Here is a 16,833-nt window from a genome sequence, read left to right as displayed (position 1 = left end):
TATAGTAAATCCATCATAACAGAAAAGGAAGCTATGGATATGACTATCAAGACATTAATTACCGGTGCTGATCGCGGGATGGGTTATGAATTAGCCCTAGAACTTGGTTTGAAAGGCCAGTCTATCTATGTTGGTTCTAGGAATTTAGCTCGGGGCCAGGCCGCTGTTGCCCAGCTCGAGGCTGCTGGTGTTCAAGCTCAGGCGGTGCAGTTAGACGTGACCGACCATGAGTCGATTGTTGCCGCGAAAATGAGTATCGCTAATTTAGATATTCTAATCAATAATGCGGGTATTGCCGTTGATCATGAGACTAAGCCGTCAGAACTGTCACTAGACGCAATTCGGCAAGATTTTAACGTGAATTATTTTGGCTTGATCGACGTCACGCAGGTCTTCTTACCACTTTTGAAAGCAGCACCGGCTGGCCGGATTATCAATATCTCCAGTGCGGTGGGGTCATTGACGCTGGCCAGCGATGCCAGCACCAGCATCCACAAGCTACAAGCATCTGGCTACCAGGCTTCTAAGTCAGCGGTCAATATGTTTACCATCAAACTCGCCGCGGAACTTGAGGGCACTCCTGTCACGGTAAACGCCGTCAATCCTGGTTGGGTAGACACCAGTTTTGGCGGTGGTGGCGGTAATCGGACCGTGCAAGTGGGTGTGGCGCGGACTGTGGAATTGGCCACTTCTGGTGCGTTAACTGATTCCGGAACGTTTTCGGATATTGATGGTATTGTGCCTTGGTAACCGGCTCAAAGCAAGTACGACAGGTTAACCAGATAAGGTCATCTCCAGAAGAGAAAAACCACTATTTTAGACAAGGTAGCTTAACAACTTCAAACTAAAGTCAATTGTCCCTGAATGAATCCAGAGGCAATTGGCATTCTAGATAGAATGCCATATATTGAAAATTACGGAACGGGTATTAGGCGAATATAAAAATTAGGAGACGTGACTACATGTCTGAAATTGCTGCACTAGAAATTTTAATCAAACTAAAGGACGTTAAACCGGCTGTCTCACGGAAGTTAATCGTTCCCGTGACGATTCGTTATGACCAACTACACGTGCTGCTACAATTGGCCTTTGGCTGGACCAATTCGCATCTATATAGTTTTCAAGCAAAGCATCAAGACCGAGAGTATGTTGGTTATGTGGACGATATGGCTATCGGGCGCGAACAAATCTTAGCCAGCCAAGCCTATGTCTATCCGGACTTGCAGAATAATGAGATTTTGTACACGTATGATTTCGGTGAAAACTGGGAGCACGTGATTACCTTAAAACGTGCGCTAACATTTGACGAGCTCCAGGGCGTTCAGGTGCCAAGCTGTACCTGGAGTCGGGGAGCTAATCGTGCTGAGGATGGGCAGGATGCAGAGGATGCACTGGAATTCAATCGCCAAAGTTTGAATCAGGAACTTGCCCTGTGGTCTCGTGCGGGTGAACAAATGATTCGGGCAGATGATTTGGGATTGATACCTAAGTTCTACTAAGCGGAATAATCCGTCATTATAGAAAGAAACGGGATCGCTCAACAACGGTTGGGTGGCTCTTTTCGTCGTAATTAAAAGCGCCTCTCTAAGTAGACATACATCTACCTAGGGAGGCGCTTTAATTTACTATAGAAGGTTCATTTCAAATCTACGGATTAAACAAGTAACGCCAAATCAATCCCTATCATGCCGACGACGGCGTTCACCAAAGAACCAAGCGAAGGCACCCGCAGCAACGATAGCGGCACCCCAGAGGTAGAATGGCTGCGTGTCGGTCTTCTTATCAGCAATCGAGGTTTCGTCAGCCGCACCTGCCTGTTGCGTCGTTGGACCGGTGCTGTCTGCCTTGGATTGTTTAGCAGACTTAGTTGTGGTTTGAACAGCGGTGCTCTCACTAGCCTTTGGGGATGATGTGGCATCGGTAGTCGCAGCTTGCGCAACGGTCTCACCAGTAACTTGGGTAAACGCTTTGGTGGCAGCTGGAATAACGGCAGTCACTGCGCCCAAGGCTGCTTGCCCCTGGTTAGTCATAAAGGTCAGAACAGCTGCTCCCGGATGATTCCCAGAACGTGAGGTCGTTAAGGTTGCGCGGTGATTGGTTCCCAACGAAGAGTTAGTCGTCTTTGCCGCTGTTGGGGTTGACGTTGTAGTTGCTTGCTTAGATGTTTGTTCAACCGTTGGGGTATTTTCAGGTGAAGGCTCATTAACCGCGGTGGTTGTCACAGCAGTCCCGTCGGTGTCAGTTTCCGTGGCAGCTACTTGGGCAGGTGTCGTGGTACCAGATTGGCCACCGGCACTGTGCGTATCGCCTGTGGTGATCACGGTATCCAGTGCCTTTTGACGAGCGGCAGCTAGCGCTTGGTCAGCCGCGGTCTTAGTCTTATTAGCCTGATTGAGGGTGTCTTGCGCCGCGCTTAATTTCGCTTGGGCATCGCTCAGATTCTGGTTAGCCGTGTCACTGGCGGTTTGGGCGTCCTGAAGCGCCTTTTTGGCTGTGGCGACAGCGGTATCCGCAACACTAGCCGCGCTTGACGCGGTGTTAAACGTTTCTTGAGCGGCACTCGCAGCCTGGTTAGCGTCCGAAGCCGCCGCTTGCGTTTGGGTAACGGTAGCAGCGAGGCTCGGCTGACTGGCCGTGGCTGATTGCGCGGCGTCAGCGGCTGTGGAACTATCTGCAGCGGTACTGTCGGCGGCAGTTTGGTATGCCAGCAGGGCTACGTACGCTTCATAGTTAGCTAGGGCCTGAGCTGATTTTGGGACTTCCACTGCGAGTAGGTCTTGCAGGCCTTTGCGTACGATTTGTGCGGTGTTAAGGTCAGTTGTATGCAACTCGGTTTGGAGATCGTAGGCATTTCCTGAAGCAATCGCATCATTTTCTCTTTGTAAATGGGCGCTGTCGTCGTGGACAACTTGTGCCCAGTCCTCAGACCATTGTTTCAAGCCAACAAGCACGTCTGGCTCTAAGGCACTAGTCTCTTTACTGAGATCTATTTTATTAGTTAAGTACGAATTTTTATTAAATAAATAAGCAGCATCGGATGACGTCGCTGCGGAAAGTGCTGATTGATGTGCGGCGAGGGCTGCTTGTGCCGCTGCCGCAGCGGCTGATGCCTTTTGAGCGGCGGTGATGGATACTTGAGCCGCTGAACTATTGGTGACGGCCTGACTATTGGCAGTGTTGGCCGTTTGGGCGGTCTGGTTAGCGGTGTCTAGCGCTGACTGGGCCGCTGATTTAGAACTCGCGGCTGAACTCTGGGCAGTGGTCGCGTCACTAAGCGTCTTTTCGGCACCGGAAACGGCCTGTGACTGTTGGTTAGCCTTGGCCGCAGCTGCCGTAGCCGCTGAAGAGGCAGCTACAACGTTATTTTTGGCCATCTCAGCGGCTGCGTCAGCCGTAGCGGCGGCACTGCTGGCAGTTTGAACATCGGATGAGGCCTCGACTTGCGGGTTTAAATCGTCCTGTGAGTTTTGATTAACTGTGGTGGCATTATTACTGGTTGGCGTTGTATCAGCGTTAGCGAGCACGTTGTTGGTCATAATGGAACCGGCAAGCACCGCGGTAGTTCCAGCGACAAGTTGAATGGCTTTTTTCATAAAGATGATCTCCCTTGGAAATAAAAGAACCCGAAATTTACGAATAGGACGAATGGTCATCGTCCCGACCAGAAATGATTTCTAAATTGACGTGGCAACGGTTACGAAAAGTGGATAGAAGCCAGCTAACGACCCTAATGCGGTGACAACCTCGTTTTACTTGAATGCCTGAACAAAGCCGATTTAAGGTGATTAGTTAGGGTGACTATCGTCGGTGTACTAGTCATAATGCCGCGATAGCCAGTGCGATATGGTTCTGCCTGAGGTTGAAAACAAAGAGAATTTTTTCTGCGTGGCAAGTCTGGATAGTCTTATTTGCCTCCAGTGTACACCTGTTACCCTTAATAGATGCATGCTAAGTTTTTTAACTAGTGGAATCATCTATATTTGGGTTAGGTTGATAGATGAACAGTGTCACAAATCCCTGTTGTGTCAGGGCTAAGCCTGTTTGTTAACTCTTATGCGACTAGTGCAATGATGGAAGAGATTGTATTTAAGGTTGGGCCCTAGCCCTGTCTGCTGGCCCTGTTTGCTTCCATATAGTGATATTCTGCTTAATCAATTTAACTTTAACCGCATTCATTTCACTATGTAACATAGCAACGGTATTTATATTATTAGTATTTACATATGGTATTCATAAATAATTCAAATTTCGCTGTTATTCTGAAATCACTGAAAAATGACGACTCGCAATCCGCTTTGATATGGAGGTGTTTACGATGAAAAAATGGTTACGAATTATCTTACTAATTACTTGCCTGGTTGGCGTAACTTCACTACTAGGCACGCAAGCACAGAGACACAAGAAAATCATTCAATCAGCGGCTCTCCACGACCAAAGCGGTAGAGTTGTTGAAAGTCTGTCAAGTCACCAACCACAGGACGTGAAAATGGCGTTGACCCTTGAGCTTCCGGTTGGTGACACGGCAATTACACTGGCAGACCAGGACCATGCCAAATTTGTGCCTGGTGAAATCGCTGATCTTCAGCCAACTGAAGACATCACGGCCAAGGTTGACCAACAAAGAAACTTGGTTCTGAACAACAGCCAAGAACAGGTTCAAAAGGTCAAGCTGCTGGTGCCAATCAAGCTGACTGACCCGCTGCTCATTAGTAACGTTCAGCTTAAGTTACTGGTGGTCGACAAGGCGCAGAAGTTCAAATTGGCTCAAACCAAAGTGGCCGCCGATACAGACGAGGCCGCTGAGGTAGATGCTGAAGAAAATGACGGGAAATTAACTGAAGAGGCAACTAAAAAAGAAGCCAAGAAAGTAACTGAAAAAGCAACCGAAAAAACCGTAGATAAAGAAACGAAAAAGACATCCAAGACAGCAACCAAACAGGCAGAAAAAGTGAGTAGCAACGATGACACTAACATGGTCACTTCAAACTCACAGTCAAAGAAAAAAACTACCGTGAGTAAACGCGTAAAGAAAAACCAAACTTCCAGCAGCAAGGAGGACACGGCAGCTGCCGAGAAAGTAACGGCACCTGCCGCTAAGGTGAGTAGTGCTAGTGACACGACGGACAGCAGTCACAACCTAACGGGAGCACCACTCGATATTCATCGTGGCCGGATTCAAATCGACAGCTGGTCAGATGAGTTGGAAATTTCGGGATCTCTCCTGGATGATGATAAAGCTACTGTTGTCGGGCCAAGAGAAAAGAATCGTTGGGTCAACACTTACAAAGGGGACCTTTATAAATACCAGTACTACTATTCCTACCAACAAGGTGAGAATGCGCGGGCATCTGCTGTTGTGTTCAACGAAGAACCTGAAGCAGACGACAGTTTTATGGTTTACTACAAAAATGTGGGTGCCTATACCACTTCTTCCGAATCAGAAGAGCTAGACCAGCAGATGGGCGCAATCGTTAAGGTTTCCAACATTGTGTACAGCCACCATATTCCTGGTGGTACGGATGGCGCAACGAAAGGTGACCGTTACATTGACCTTTCCAACAATTTCTACTCTGGAACACTTTACAACGGGATTAAAGAATTTTACCTAGACATCACGTTTACGGATGAAACGGGCCAACGTCCGCTTAATTTCCCAGAACTAGAAGGCAATGACGACTATAAATCCGTCTTCACTTTCGGCTCATTAAATGGTAACGAGGGTCGACATGAATGGGCGGGGACGCGTTCAGGCCTGAAGGGAATTCTAGCCAAAGGGGCAATGATTATTGAACATGATGATGGTTGGTATGAGGGCACTGGCACTGGTATTTGGGACAAGGACAAGGATTACACGGGTCCTAATCAGTGGGGGGATTTCCTCGGTTCAACGAACTATGAATTAGGGGCAGTGTCCTTCCCGATGGTCGGCGAGACGCAGCTGTTTATGGTACGGAGCAACGATGGCTTTACTTGGCAATCTTTCTCCAGCGGGTACGTGGTGCCACTGGAACCACGTGCTCCGCAGAAAACAGTTCACCGGACAGACGATTTTGGTCCTAGCTACAACGACCTAGATGGTAAAACCATCAATCGTGATACGGATGACCTGAGTAGTTTTTACTACACGATTTACCAGCCGACTTACAGGATTCCGGACGAATCAATTGCCAAGCCTAAGCAGATTATGATTGAGGATCAATTGCCAGCCGGCGTGACGGTCAAGGAAGAGAACATTCAACTACGTAATACGAATGGTGATGTCATCACTGATGGGGGTAAGGCAACCATTTCTCCAGAAGGAAAATTGACTTACACGTTATCGGACAAGGAAATTGAAGACCTAACCTTCAACGGTGATTCGTTTGCGCTTCAACTAGAAGTGACGTTTGACGACGACTTCGTGGGCACGTTTAAGAACCAGGCACAAGTGACGTTTGACTCTGGTGACCCTTACATTTGGCCTAAGAGCACGAACGAAGTGGTTACGCATTTTGAACGGGACACTTACCGTTTCCGAAAAGTTGATGGTACAACTGGCAAGGGCCTTGCGAACGCTGAGTTTGTTGTTAAAAATGATGAAGGTAAATACCTGACGTTTGACGACAATGGCTGGATGAAAGCACTGGTTGACGACGAGGGTCAGGCAACGAAGTTGAAAAGTGATGATAACGGTAATTTCAAGGCTATGGGACTGCCTAACGGCGACTACCAGTTGATCGAAACGAAAGTCCCAGACGGCTATGTCGGTGGCGCGGCACACAACTTTACAGTTTCTGACGAGGGTCAGGCGACGCTAGACAAGATTGAAAACGACCCAGAATACAGCTTACCCATCACTGGGGGCCAAGGCATCATCTGGTTCATCATTGTTGGGCTCACGTTCACCCTATCGGCGCTTGCTATTTGGCGCAAACATCCTAGAGGAGGATAACCCATGAAAATTACAAAATTACGAAAGTTGGCGCTCGCGGTCTTTGCCGTTTGTGGGCTAGCGCTGGGGGGACAAACACTCGCCAACGCTGCCGAATCCAAAGCGCCGGAAACAGTGACGATAAAGCTGCACAAGATGGACAATGCAACAACGATTGAAAACACCGGGGATGAACTGGACTCACTGACCGGCGTTAGCACCTATAATGCCGACCAATATGGTTCAGTGACCTATCAGATCTATGATTTGACCGACTACCTTAAAAGTAAAAACATTGTTAGTGGTCAAATGAGTCACGTGGATTTTGAAGAAGCACGGGAAAAACTAGTTAACGAGATTACCAAAGAGCGTACGGAGCCAGAAGCCGTGCTCAAAGCGCAACGCGACTTCGTGAAAAAGAATAATTTGAAGAGTATCGCGAGAGAAACATTAAGTGACAACAGCGGTATCCTAACGTTTTCAGGTATCCAGAATAAGGGGTTCTATCTGATTTTGGAAACGAAGGCGCCCGTTAAGAACTTGAAGGCAATCTCCGCCCCCATGCTCATCAGTTTACCGCTGAATAACAAGAGCACGATTCACCTGTACCCCAAGAACCTGGTTGCCCGGGACGTTGACCCTACGATTCACAAGGTGGGAAGTGACCCGGAGAACCCAACTAGTGGGGAACCTGTCGCATTAGGTGGCGTGGTGTTCACCTTGGAAAAAGTGGGTAGTGGTGAGACTCCCCGAGAACTGACAACCGATGATAAGGGAGATATCGTCTTTGGCGAATTAGATGTTAGCACTGAGTATCGGCTGACGGAGGTCTCCAATAAAGAGCAACCCTGGTACAAACAGACGCATACCAAGGATGATGTCCTGTCATTGACCTTTATGGTTGATAAAAGAGGGTTCATCGACCCTGTAAAGATGGTCCCGAATAAGGAACACTTCACAATCAAAGAGGACCAAATCGGCATCAAAAACGACCTGATTCTTGGTGGTGCCGAGTTCCAAAAGATTGACGCCAACAGCAAGAATGGCCTGTCTGGTGCGAAGTTTAAGGTCCAAAAAATTGATAATGCGGGCAAAAGGTTCTGGGCTAAATTCGACGGCCAAACTTTTGTAAAGTGGGTGACTGACGAAGGTGATGCTACTGAATTAACGTCCGGCTCTGATGGAAAATTCAATTTCACCGGCGTCCCTTACGCTTACGACCAGCGAAAGGGCGAAGTGACCTACAACCTGGTCGAAACGCAAGCCCCTGCTGGTTACGCCTTGTTAAAGGATGCCACACCGTTTAAAATCGGTGAGAATACAGAGCTCCAAAAAATTAAAAACGAAAGCTACGCGCTGCCAACGACTGGTGGCATGGGCATCTGGCTCTTCCTGCTCATCGGGGCCCTCCTGATGGGTGGCGCCGGCTACCTGTACTACCGGCAAAAGCGTTCAGCATAGATTGGTTAACCACTTAGACAATTAAAGAAGGGAGGAACCCCCTCATGCGTAAATGGCTCATGATTTTACTATTCTGCGTTGGCCTGGGCCTGATTGGCTACCCGGCCGTCCGCAACCAGGTGACCGTTTGGCGTCAGCAGGGGGTTCTGGTGGCGTATAAGCGCCAGTTGCGGACGGCGAGTAAGACACAGCGCAAAGTCCTCAAACAGACCTTACAGCGGCAGGCAACGGACAATCAGACGACCGCCTATGACCCGTTCAAGGAAGAAAATGGCAGTTTCATTGACTCGACGCCCCTAGCGCTGGTGGCGATTCCCAAGATTGACGTGGAACTCCCGGTATTTTCCGGCACGAGCGACCCCATTTTGCAAAAATATGCGGGGCTGGTTCACGGCACGGATATCCCGCAAGGCAAGCGCAATCAGCACAGCCTAATCACGGCGCACCGGGGATTGACCAGCGCGAAACTCTTCACTGATCTGCCCCGGCTCCAACGCGGTGACCGGTTTTATTTAAAAAATGCCTACGGGCTGATGACGTATGAGGTCGCGACCATTCGGACCGTGAAGGCAGCCACCCGCCAACCGATTCTGCGGACGGCGAACCAGAATCAGGTCACACTGATGACCTGCACGCCGTACATGATCAACACCCATCGGCTCCTGGTCACCGGCCAGCGGATTCCGAATGAGACCCAGACGATTCCACAAGGGAAAACGGTGTGGGACTGGTACAAAATTGTCCTGCTGATTCTGGCGGCATTGCTCGTCATTGGGGGCACGTGGCTGGGTTACCGCCGCTACCGCCAAGCAAGGGAGGGAAGCTAAATGGCCACACGAAAACGACATGCCAAAAAGGGCGCCCTCTGGTTGCTGGCGATGTTTGTGATTGGGGCCGGGTTGATCCTGTTGGCCCTGACGCAGACCTTCTCGGTGGAGCAGCTGGGTGACACGGCGAAACGAGAAATGACGGTCGCGAGCATCCAGCGCGCGACCCAGGAAGCGAAGAAACAACCGGACGCGTTCAACTACGCGAAGACGTCACAGCTGAATCCCCTCACGGTAGGTGGTTACGGCTTGCGTGAGCTGACCGGCAGGAGCACGTACGGTGCGGTGGGTCAGGTACGCGTTCCCGCGGTGGGACTGGACCTGCCAATCGGCATCGGCGTGAGCAACTCGGTTCTGGTCCGGGGCGCGGGAACGCTTAAGGCGGACCAGCGCATGGGCCAGGGAAATTACGCCTTGGCCGGGCACTACATGACGCCGCGGCGCCTCCTGTTCTCGCCCCTCGAGGGCGTGCGCAAGGGCAACGGCGTCTACCTCACGGATAAGCGTCAGGTCTACCACTATCGTGTGACCCGGGTCCGGGTGATCGACCGCCACCAGGTGAGCGTCATCAACGATATCCCCGGTCAGAAATTAGTGACGCTGGTGACCTGTGCCTCGGCGAAACGCGGTGAACCCAAGCGGCTGGTGGTGCAGGGAAAACTACAGTCGGTGAGACCGGCGACGATGGCTTGAGTGATAGTTAAATGGATACAGTAAAGGCCCGGCATGTGCCGGGCCTTTTGAGGTATATTGGGATTATTGTAAATTAAAGATTTACCCTTTACCGCCATAGAAATTGATGACGGTCATATGCTTAGTGCTCTTGTAAACAGGATGGTTATATTTCTTCTTGGTTAGAAGCATGACCCTAGACGAGTTTTCACTGACAACTGGGACATAGGCCAGGGCTGGGTGATGTTTGTACGTAACTGGGAGAACTTGGCCGCAATAGAATTGCGAAGACTTGAGATCTGAGCTGGGTTTTAGATTAATGGCGAAGTAGTACCAGCCTTTGAACGGTTTGCGTAAATCAACGTTAGGGTGGTTTTTCGCTTTACGTGACCACATCATTGACTTGGCGTACTTGATGGTACGGATACCCTTAGTCGTCTTCACGGTGAAGGATTTTTTGTTAACGACCAGCTTCTTGGGGTGCTTATCTTGAGAAAGTTCAAACCCGTACCACGTGCCGCGCAGAGCCTTTGGCGCCGTTCGCAGACTGTGTTTCGTGCCAAAGGTCCAAACGGTTTTTGCGTTGGCCGAGGTCGTTGCGACCCCCAGGAGACCTGTAGCGGCAAGTAAGACAAGCAGTGCCTTAATATGTAAATTTTTCAAAATGGTTCCCCTCCTTAGTGGCTTTAGTATACGAAAGTTAAGTGCTTGTTTAAAATGCGGATTGCCGGGAAGTCTGCTTTGAATTGGGTGATAAAATTTGATGCGGAATAAGAATCTGCAGAAATATGTTTCGTCACAACTTTTTAGCTAAAAAATCCTTCTAATTCATTGACTGTCACGTAACGTCATAGTTTAGTATGGCAGATAGTGAGTCAGTTACTGGGTTTGAAAGTGGGGTGGATGTGCCATGAAACAAGAATCACTCTTTGCCGGTCAGCCGGAGAATACGCCGCTGGCGAGTCGCGTGCGGCCCAAGGACTTGGACCAGTTCGTGGGGCAACAGCATTTGCTGGGTCAAGGCAAGATTTTACGTGAAATTATTGAAAATGACCAAGTGTCGTCCATGATTTTCTGGGGGCCACCGGGTGTGGGGAAGACGACCCTGGCGGAGATCATTGCCCGCAAAACGAAGTCCAGTTTTCTGAGCTTCAGTGCCGTCGACAGTAGTATCAGCAAGATTAAAAAGATTATGAAACAGGCTGAACTGGACCGCGAGATTGGCCAGCAGACCATGGTCTTCGTGGACGAAATCCACCGGTTTAACAAGGCCCAGCAGGATGCTTTTTTGCCGTACGTTGAACGCGGGAGCATCATCCTGATTGGCGCGACCACGGAGAACCCGTCGTTTGAAATCAACTCGGCCTTGCTCTCACGCTGCAAGGTGTTCGTGCTCAAGGCGTTGAAGCAAGCCGACATCGTCACGCTGATTGAAAATGCGCTCCACAATCCTGAAGGGTTTGGCAAGCAAACGATTAAAATTGGCGACGACGAGATTCAGGCCATCGCGAATTTTGCGGACGGGGATGCCCGGATGGCGCTGAACGTCCTAGAAATGGCCATTTTAAACGGTGACAAGGGTGAACAGGCCACGACGGTCACCATGGCCGATTTGAGCCAATTGATCACCAAAAAGTTCGTGCTCTACGATAAAAATGGGGAAGAGCACTACAACATCATTTCCGCGCTGCACAAGTCGATGCGTAACAGTGATACCGACGCGGCCATTTACTGGCTGTCGCGGATGCTGGAGGGCGGCGAGGACCCGCTGTACATTGCACGGCGGCTGGTGCGCTTTGCCAGCGAGGACGTTGGGCTGGCGGATACCAATGCGCTCAACGTGGCCATCAATGTGTTTCAGGCCTGCCAGTTCCTGGGGATGCCCGAGTGTGACATTCACCTGGTGGAGGCGGTGACCTACCTGTCGCTGGCGCCGAAGTCCAATGCCATTTATAAAGCGCGGCTCGCGGCGGCCAAGGACGTGAAACAGACGGCCAATGATCCCGTGCCGCTTCAGATTCGCAACGCCCCAACTAAGTTGATGAAAGAGTTAGGGTATGGCAAGGGTTATGAGCTGGCGCACTACGCCAAGGATAAATTGACGACGATGAAGACCATGCCGCCTTCCTTGGAAGGGCATGAATATTATTTGCCAACGAGTGAAGGTCATGAGCAACGGTTCAAGGACCGGTTGGGGCAGATTAAAGCCTGGCATCAACAGAATGGGTAGACACAAAAGGCGTTGCAGAAAATCCTGCAACGCCTTTTGTCAGGGCTTAGACTAAGGTTTTCGTTTGACCAAAGTTCATGTCCATTGGCCGGATGAAGGCCCAAGTGGAGTGGATGACTTTCCAGTCGGCACCCTCGCGTTCGTAGACTTCAATGCAGTTGTAGCGCATGTCGTTCAGCGAGGTCTTGGCGTACAGCTGGTAGGTCAGAACGGCCATATCGCCGTTGATCTGCACCCGGGGATCCTCGAAGTCGTAGGAATCAGCGAAGAGCTTGCCCTCAACGTGAGCCAGGACAAACTGTTTGATTTCGGCGTAGGTGTCGACGCGGTGCGGCTTAGAGCTGTCAAAGTAGGAAAAGTTGGTTGGTGACCACAGCGTGAGGTAACCAGAGGTATCCCCCTTGAACCATTTGTCTAAGGCGCCCTTTTCCAAGGCAATAATTTCAGCGGTTAAGGTATCGGTTTCGTTTGTCATGAGCGTTCTCCTTTGTTTGTTCAAGATAGACTCAGTCTAAACTATGCCGTCGCGTTACAGTCAAGGGTGGGGTAATCGAAATCGGAAAAAATAACGATTGATAATTGGTAAATAGGTGTACAATTTGAATCAATAATAGATTGAATAAAAGGGGGAGTCGCCCATGATATTCGTCGTGGTACTTGTACTGATTCTGCTAGTCCTCGCTATCGTCTATGGCGTGCGTCACCGACAGTGGTGGCTAGTTATTCTGGCGGGGGTGGTCCTGCTGGCAATTGTGTTTTTTGAGATTGCGATGGAGATTGTGATTGTTGTCTTGGATGAATGAGCTTGGTTTTAAAATTAAATCCGTAATCAAATAGACCCACTGCGTAGAAAAAACGCAGCGGGTCTATTTGGGTAACTGTGAATTACTTGGTTTCTTGTCCCAATTCCAACAACCGTTGGCGCAGGTCGTCATCGTAGGCCGTCAAATACAGGCCGTACTTCCCGCGTTTCATCAACACGTTGAGGACGTTGGCAATGAAGTCCTTGTACTCTTCGCGTGAGAATTTCATATCCTTACGCTTCTTGAAAATTTCCTTGTGAGAATATTTTTCGGGGATAATGGTCATGGTGTCGGTCGCTTTGTCGTAACCGAATGAGGGGCCGATGATCATGCCGACGTAGTTCAGGTCGAAGCCTTGCAGCGTGTAGATCGTGCCGACCTGGGTGATGGAGCCTTCCCGTTTGGCCCAGTGGGTCCGTTGGGGGTCCCATTCGTCCCAAGGCAGGCTGAACGAATCCATTTCCACGTTGTGGCGCCCGTCGATGCGAGGGAAACCAGAGGTGGCAACGACCCGGCTCATGCCGACTTCCTTGTTGCGCTTCTTGATATTTTCAAATAACTCGCCCGCGGTGTCGAACATTTTAAATTCGAAGTCGCTGTTGTTGGGGAAAGGCTTCAGGGGCTTTTCAGCCGACAAATCGTCCATCCAGGCGACCTGCTCGTCGCTGGCGACCATCCGGTATTGGAAGTTCATGTTAAATTGCTTGTGGGGATGATTGCCAATGGTCTTGTCGAGTAGTGGCCGGTCCCAGTACATCTTGGACTGGAAGACTTGGTCGAAATCGTAAACGACCACGACAACCTTGGCCAAAGCCATCAAGTCGGTTAACTGATTTTGCCCGCGGTAGTGCGCGTAGGGTTCTGATTTGGAGTAAAGCAGGTGAGCTTCATCCACGAAGATGATGTCGTACTTTTTGTGATTCTTTTGCGCGTAGTTGATCAAAGAGGTTGGCCGGCGAATTTCACTGGCCTTCATGTTGGGGATGGATTCGGCCAGGTCCCGGTAGGCCTTGTACAGCTCGGGATGGTTGACTACCAGTGACGTCCGGTAGTGGCGGTCGGTCATGTACTGACGGACCAATTCCATCAAAACGACGGACTTCCCGGTCCCAGCCGCGCCTTCGATGACGGCAACGGAAGCCGTGTCGCCATTCAGGCCTTGCTTGATGTAGTCGTTGATATTGGTGATGACAGTCTTCTGGTCGTCGGAAAGGTCATCGACGAAGAACTGTTCTTGTAAAATTTTATTCATACTGGAACTCCTTATGCCGTTATGGGATTTATGAAAGACAATTATTAGTATAGCAGTTATGTGGACGGATACCGTTAAATTTGCTGGTAAACTGTCGAAAATGGGGGAACTGCGAACTGAAAAAATGTTTCGCTATAGCGGCAAAGAAATTGATTGTGGTTGGGGGAGGGCTGCTGTATGCTTAGGATACAAGTTAAATGAAAACCGGGTTTTGGTGATTTTCAAAGTGCGGTGTGACGGCGTTTGTTTAGTGTATTCCCCGCGGATGCGGGGGTGATCCTACCCATCGGCGTCCAGTTCTTTGAACACGGCGGTATTCCCCGCGGATGCGGGGGTGATCCTATTGGTATACTAGCCCAGACAGGAACGAGGTAGTATTCCCCGCGGATGCGGGGGTGATCCCCGTGACCTTTTCGAGCGCTACGCCCCAGAACTGTATTCCCCGCGGATGCGGGGGTGATCCCAAAAAGGCCACAATCCCAGTGGATTGAAGCCAGTATTCCCCGCGGATGCGGGGGTGATCCTGGGGAGGAGCTACAGGTCGGTAAGCAGTACTGGTATTCCCCGCGGATGCGGGGGTGATCCTTATCCTCCCTGGATTATGAACTTATTGCCAATGTATTCCCCACAGGTGTGGGGGTGAATCAAAAGGCCAGTTCTCTGCGTGAGAACTGGCCTTTTACAAACAATATTAGTTGGCTTGAGGGTAGAAAATAGCAGTTGGCATGTAATAATGCGTGCCGTTTACCAGATAGCCGCAAGAGACTCGGATGCTGCTGGTTACGTCCTTATTACGCTCAGTGGCGTAAGTTGTCGTGTAAGTTGTATACTGACGCTTAATTACCGTCAGATACTGAGCACTACCAGACTTGCTGACGCGCTTACCAATTGCGCTAGGAACGGCTTGCTTGGTGTAGAGGTAGGTTTTTCCACTGCCTGAAGGGAGTGCGGCTTTGGTAACTTTGACGGAAGTCGTGGGTTTGGGGTCGACGCCTACACTAAAGACAGCGGTGTTTGCGTAGTACTCGAGATAACCATCACTGCTGACGTGAATTCGAGCTGCTTTAGCTGTGCTTTCGTTGTTAGCGTCTGGATACTTCAGTCCGGCAAAGAGGCTGCCATCCTGAGTCGCATTTAATCCAATGTTTTCTGGATAGGATTTTTGTGTACTGTAGTACCGGAGATACTGGGGAACTGAGACTTTTTTAAAATCAGTTTTTTTCATAACGATATTTCGCGTCGAGGTCTCGTTTTTTCCAACGTAACTCTTGCGCAAATGATAGCTGAGCGAATCCATTTGAATATCCATGATGCGTTTTCCTTTAAGCGTGGTGACACCGCTGATTTGAACGATGGTGCCCTTGGGAATAGTGAAGGCCTTTTTGTACTTGGTTTTAGCAAGAACAATTTTTTTCTTAGCTATCAAAAAATTCCCGGATTTTGCGTTGACGTAGCTGGTACTGGCCGCTGCTGTGACGCCACCGGTTAGGGCTAATCCGAGTCCAAGTGCACCTATGGTAACTAGAATGTTCTTAAGTTTCATATGTAACTCCTCCTAAAAATGGTACCTTAACCACTCTAAGTATACGCCGCTGAGGTGAAAAAATCTGAGGTTAAACACTGGGAATTGACGCTGGTTTAAAGTGGCTAAGGTTTTCGCTATAGCGGCAAAGAAACTGATTGTGGTTGGGGGATGGCTACAGTATGCCTAGGATACAAGTTAATTGAAAACCCGGTTTTGGTGATTTCAAAGTGCGGTGTGACGGCGTTTGTTTAGTGTATTCCCCGCGGATGCGGGGGTGATCCTTTCCCGGCAGATCCGAATATGAAAGAGCCAAAGTATTCCCCGCGGATGCGGGGGTGATCCCAACGCTTCGTCCGGTATTTTTGCAGACATTTCAGTATTCCCCGCGAATGCGGGGGTGATCCTTCTTTTTAAAGGTGTAAGTCCATCTAACCTTAGTATTCCCCACGGATGTGGGGGCGATTAATTGTAAGTCCAATTATTTGAATTAATGTGTCATTCAAAAGTAAGAAAGCTAAGTATTTATCTATTTGTAGAATATGAGCACAAAAATATTTTTACATTTTGACAGTTAACGTTGTGCTATAATTATGGTGTGAGTTGGTGAGAACAATCATTTTTAAATGGAGGGATATACAATGAAAATTAAACATCTTGTAGCTGCCGTCGCAGTGTGTTTTGGTGTTGCAGGGATGGCTACGACTACATCAGCCGCACAGCCAGCGAGTGCCGTGACCACTAGTAATAAAAATTTTCGTAAATATAAAACCATGCCGAAAGCTTTGCGTGGTACTTGGCAAACCAAGGGATACACTAAATATCGTAAGGGAATCAAGTCTAATGCTACATATCAATTTAATAAGAACTCATATACCCTAATCATGAAGTTTAAAGGTGGTAGTGTGAAGTCTAAGACCATCCACTTCCCAAAGAGTCAAATCGGTGGTATGTGGTATGAGAAGCAAAGAAAAGTTTACGACGTTTTTCCGGGCGGGAAGATGTCCGATGCCAAGAAGGCCTACGCATCATACTTAACACTAAAGCCAGTCCGTCGTAATGGGAAACGAGCTCTGGCCCTTTACCCAATTGGTGGTACCAAGATGACTTATTTCTACCGGAAGTAGATTCTATCTATTAAGTAACCCATTGGAGG

The 16,833-nt window shown here is 49.3% G+C and carries 14 protein-coding genes and 1 CRISPR repeat array; of the genes, 9 read left to right on the top strand and 5 right to left on the bottom strand.

Going from position 1 to position 16,833, the window contains the following annotated elements; genetic code table 11:
- The first annotated feature begins 39 nt into the window (after positions 1 to 39).
- Positions 40 to 750 (top strand): SDR family NAD(P)-dependent oxidoreductase, encoded by a 711-nt coding sequence (locus tag ACEPST_RS05455; RefSeq protein ID WP_204120614.1) that lies wholly within the window; start codon positions 40 to 42, stop codon positions 748 to 750.
- A gap of 212 nt (positions 751 to 962) precedes the next feature.
- Positions 963 to 1,499 (top strand): plasmid pRiA4b ORF-3 family protein, encoded by a 537-nt coding sequence (locus ACEPST_RS05450; RefSeq protein ID WP_204120613.1) that lies wholly within the window; start codon positions 963 to 965, stop codon positions 1,497 to 1,499.
- A 174-nt stretch (positions 1,500 to 1,673) separates the two neighbouring features.
- On the opposite strand, the gene ACEPST_RS05445 is transcribed toward ACEPST_RS05450, so the two are convergent.
- Positions 1,674 to 3,593 (bottom strand): hypothetical protein, encoded by a 1,920-nt coding sequence (locus ACEPST_RS05445; protein WP_204120612.1) that lies wholly within the window; start codon positions 3,591 to 3,593, stop codon positions 1,674 to 1,676.
- A gap of 722 nt (positions 3,594 to 4,315) precedes the next feature.
- On the opposite strand from ACEPST_RS05445, the gene ACEPST_RS05440 reads away from it, so the two are divergent.
- From ACEPST_RS05440 to ACEPST_RS05425, 4 genes are read left to right on the top strand one after another with little or no spacing between them, the layout of a single operon-like run.
- Positions 4,316 to 6,931, top strand: coding sequence for a SpaA isopeptide-forming pilin-related protein (locus tag ACEPST_RS05440; RefSeq protein WP_204120611.1), 2,616 nt, complete (start codon positions 4,316 to 4,318; stop codon positions 6,929 to 6,931).
- A 3-nt stretch (positions 6,932 to 6,934) separates the two neighbouring features.
- The gene (locus ACEPST_RS05435; protein WP_204120610.1) at positions 6,935 to 8,371 is read left to right on the top strand and encodes a SpaA isopeptide-forming pilin-related protein; all 1,437 of its coding nucleotides are present in this window, start codon (positions 6,935 to 6,937) and stop codon (positions 8,369 to 8,371) included.
- 44 nt (positions 8,372 to 8,415) lie between these two features.
- Complete coding sequence (locus ACEPST_RS05430; RefSeq protein WP_204120609.1) at positions 8,416 to 9,198, top strand: class C sortase; 783 nt, start codon at positions 8,416 to 8,418, stop codon at positions 9,196 to 9,198.
- Positions 9,199 to 9,891, top strand: coding sequence for a class A sortase (locus ACEPST_RS05425; protein ID WP_204120608.1), 693 nt, complete (start codon positions 9,199 to 9,201; stop codon positions 9,889 to 9,891).
- An 81-nt stretch (positions 9,892 to 9,972) separates the two neighbouring features.
- On the opposite strand, the gene ACEPST_RS05420 is transcribed toward ACEPST_RS05425, so the two are convergent.
- Positions 9,973 to 10,533 carry a hypothetical protein gene (locus tag ACEPST_RS05420; protein ID WP_204120607.1) on the bottom strand — a complete coding sequence of 187 codons (561 nt, stop codon included), beginning with the start codon at positions 10,531 to 10,533 and terminating at the stop codon, positions 9,973 to 9,975.
- 247 nt (positions 10,534 to 10,780) lie between these two features.
- Between ACEPST_RS05420 and ACEPST_RS05415 the strand changes: the two genes are divergently transcribed.
- The gene (locus tag ACEPST_RS05415) at positions 10,781 to 12,100 is read left to right on the top strand and encodes a replication-associated recombination protein A (RefSeq protein WP_204120606.1); all 1,320 of its coding nucleotides are present in this window, start codon (positions 10,781 to 10,783) and stop codon (positions 12,098 to 12,100) included.
- A 46-nt stretch (positions 12,101 to 12,146) separates the two neighbouring features.
- On the opposite strand, the gene ACEPST_RS05410 is transcribed toward ACEPST_RS05415, so the two are convergent.
- Positions 12,147 to 12,575: a nuclear transport factor 2 family protein gene (locus tag ACEPST_RS05410; protein ID WP_204120605.1), complete on the bottom strand. Its 429-nt coding sequence runs from the start codon at positions 12,573 to 12,575 to the stop codon at positions 12,147 to 12,149.
- 163 nt (positions 12,576 to 12,738) lie between these two features.
- Between ACEPST_RS05410 and ACEPST_RS05405 the strand changes: the two genes are divergently transcribed.
- Positions 12,739 to 12,903 (top strand): hypothetical protein, encoded by a 165-nt coding sequence (locus ACEPST_RS05405; RefSeq protein ID WP_204120604.1) that lies wholly within the window; start codon positions 12,739 to 12,741, stop codon positions 12,901 to 12,903.
- 82 nt (positions 12,904 to 12,985) lie between these two features.
- Here ACEPST_RS05405 and ACEPST_RS05400 read toward each other — a convergent pair whose 3' ends face one another.
- Positions 12,986 to 14,155, bottom strand: a complete 1,170-nt coding sequence (locus tag ACEPST_RS05400) for a DUF2075 domain-containing protein (protein ID WP_204120603.1) — start codon at positions 14,153 to 14,155, stop codon at positions 12,986 to 12,988.
- 252 nt (positions 14,156 to 14,407) lie between these two features.
- A CRISPR array of direct repeats spans positions 14,408 to 14,740; the repeat unit is 28 nt; unit sequence GTATTCCCCGCGGATGCGGGGGTGATCC.
- 106 nt (positions 14,741 to 14,846) lie between these two features.
- Positions 14,847 to 15,698 carry a hypothetical protein gene (locus ACEPST_RS05395; RefSeq protein WP_204120602.1) on the bottom strand — a complete coding sequence of 284 codons (852 nt, stop codon included), beginning with the start codon at positions 15,696 to 15,698 and terminating at the stop codon, positions 14,847 to 14,849.
- A 620-nt stretch (positions 15,699 to 16,318) separates the two neighbouring features.
- On the opposite strand from ACEPST_RS05395, the gene ACEPST_RS05390 reads away from it, so the two are divergent.
- Complete coding sequence (locus ACEPST_RS05390; RefSeq protein ID WP_204120601.1) at positions 16,319 to 16,804, top strand: hypothetical protein; 486 nt, start codon at positions 16,319 to 16,321, stop codon at positions 16,802 to 16,804.
- Positions 16,805 to 16,833: the final 29 nt, after the last annotated feature.

Origin of the sequence: Levilactobacillus sp. FUA 3915 (assembly GCF_044053135.1) — a bacterium.
Lineage (GTDB): Bacteria > Bacillota > Bacilli > Lactobacillales > Lactobacillaceae > Levilactobacillus > Levilactobacillus lanxiensis.
The sequence above is the reverse complement of the archived record's forward strand: the minus strand, read 5'-3'. Positions and strand labels throughout refer to the sequence as shown.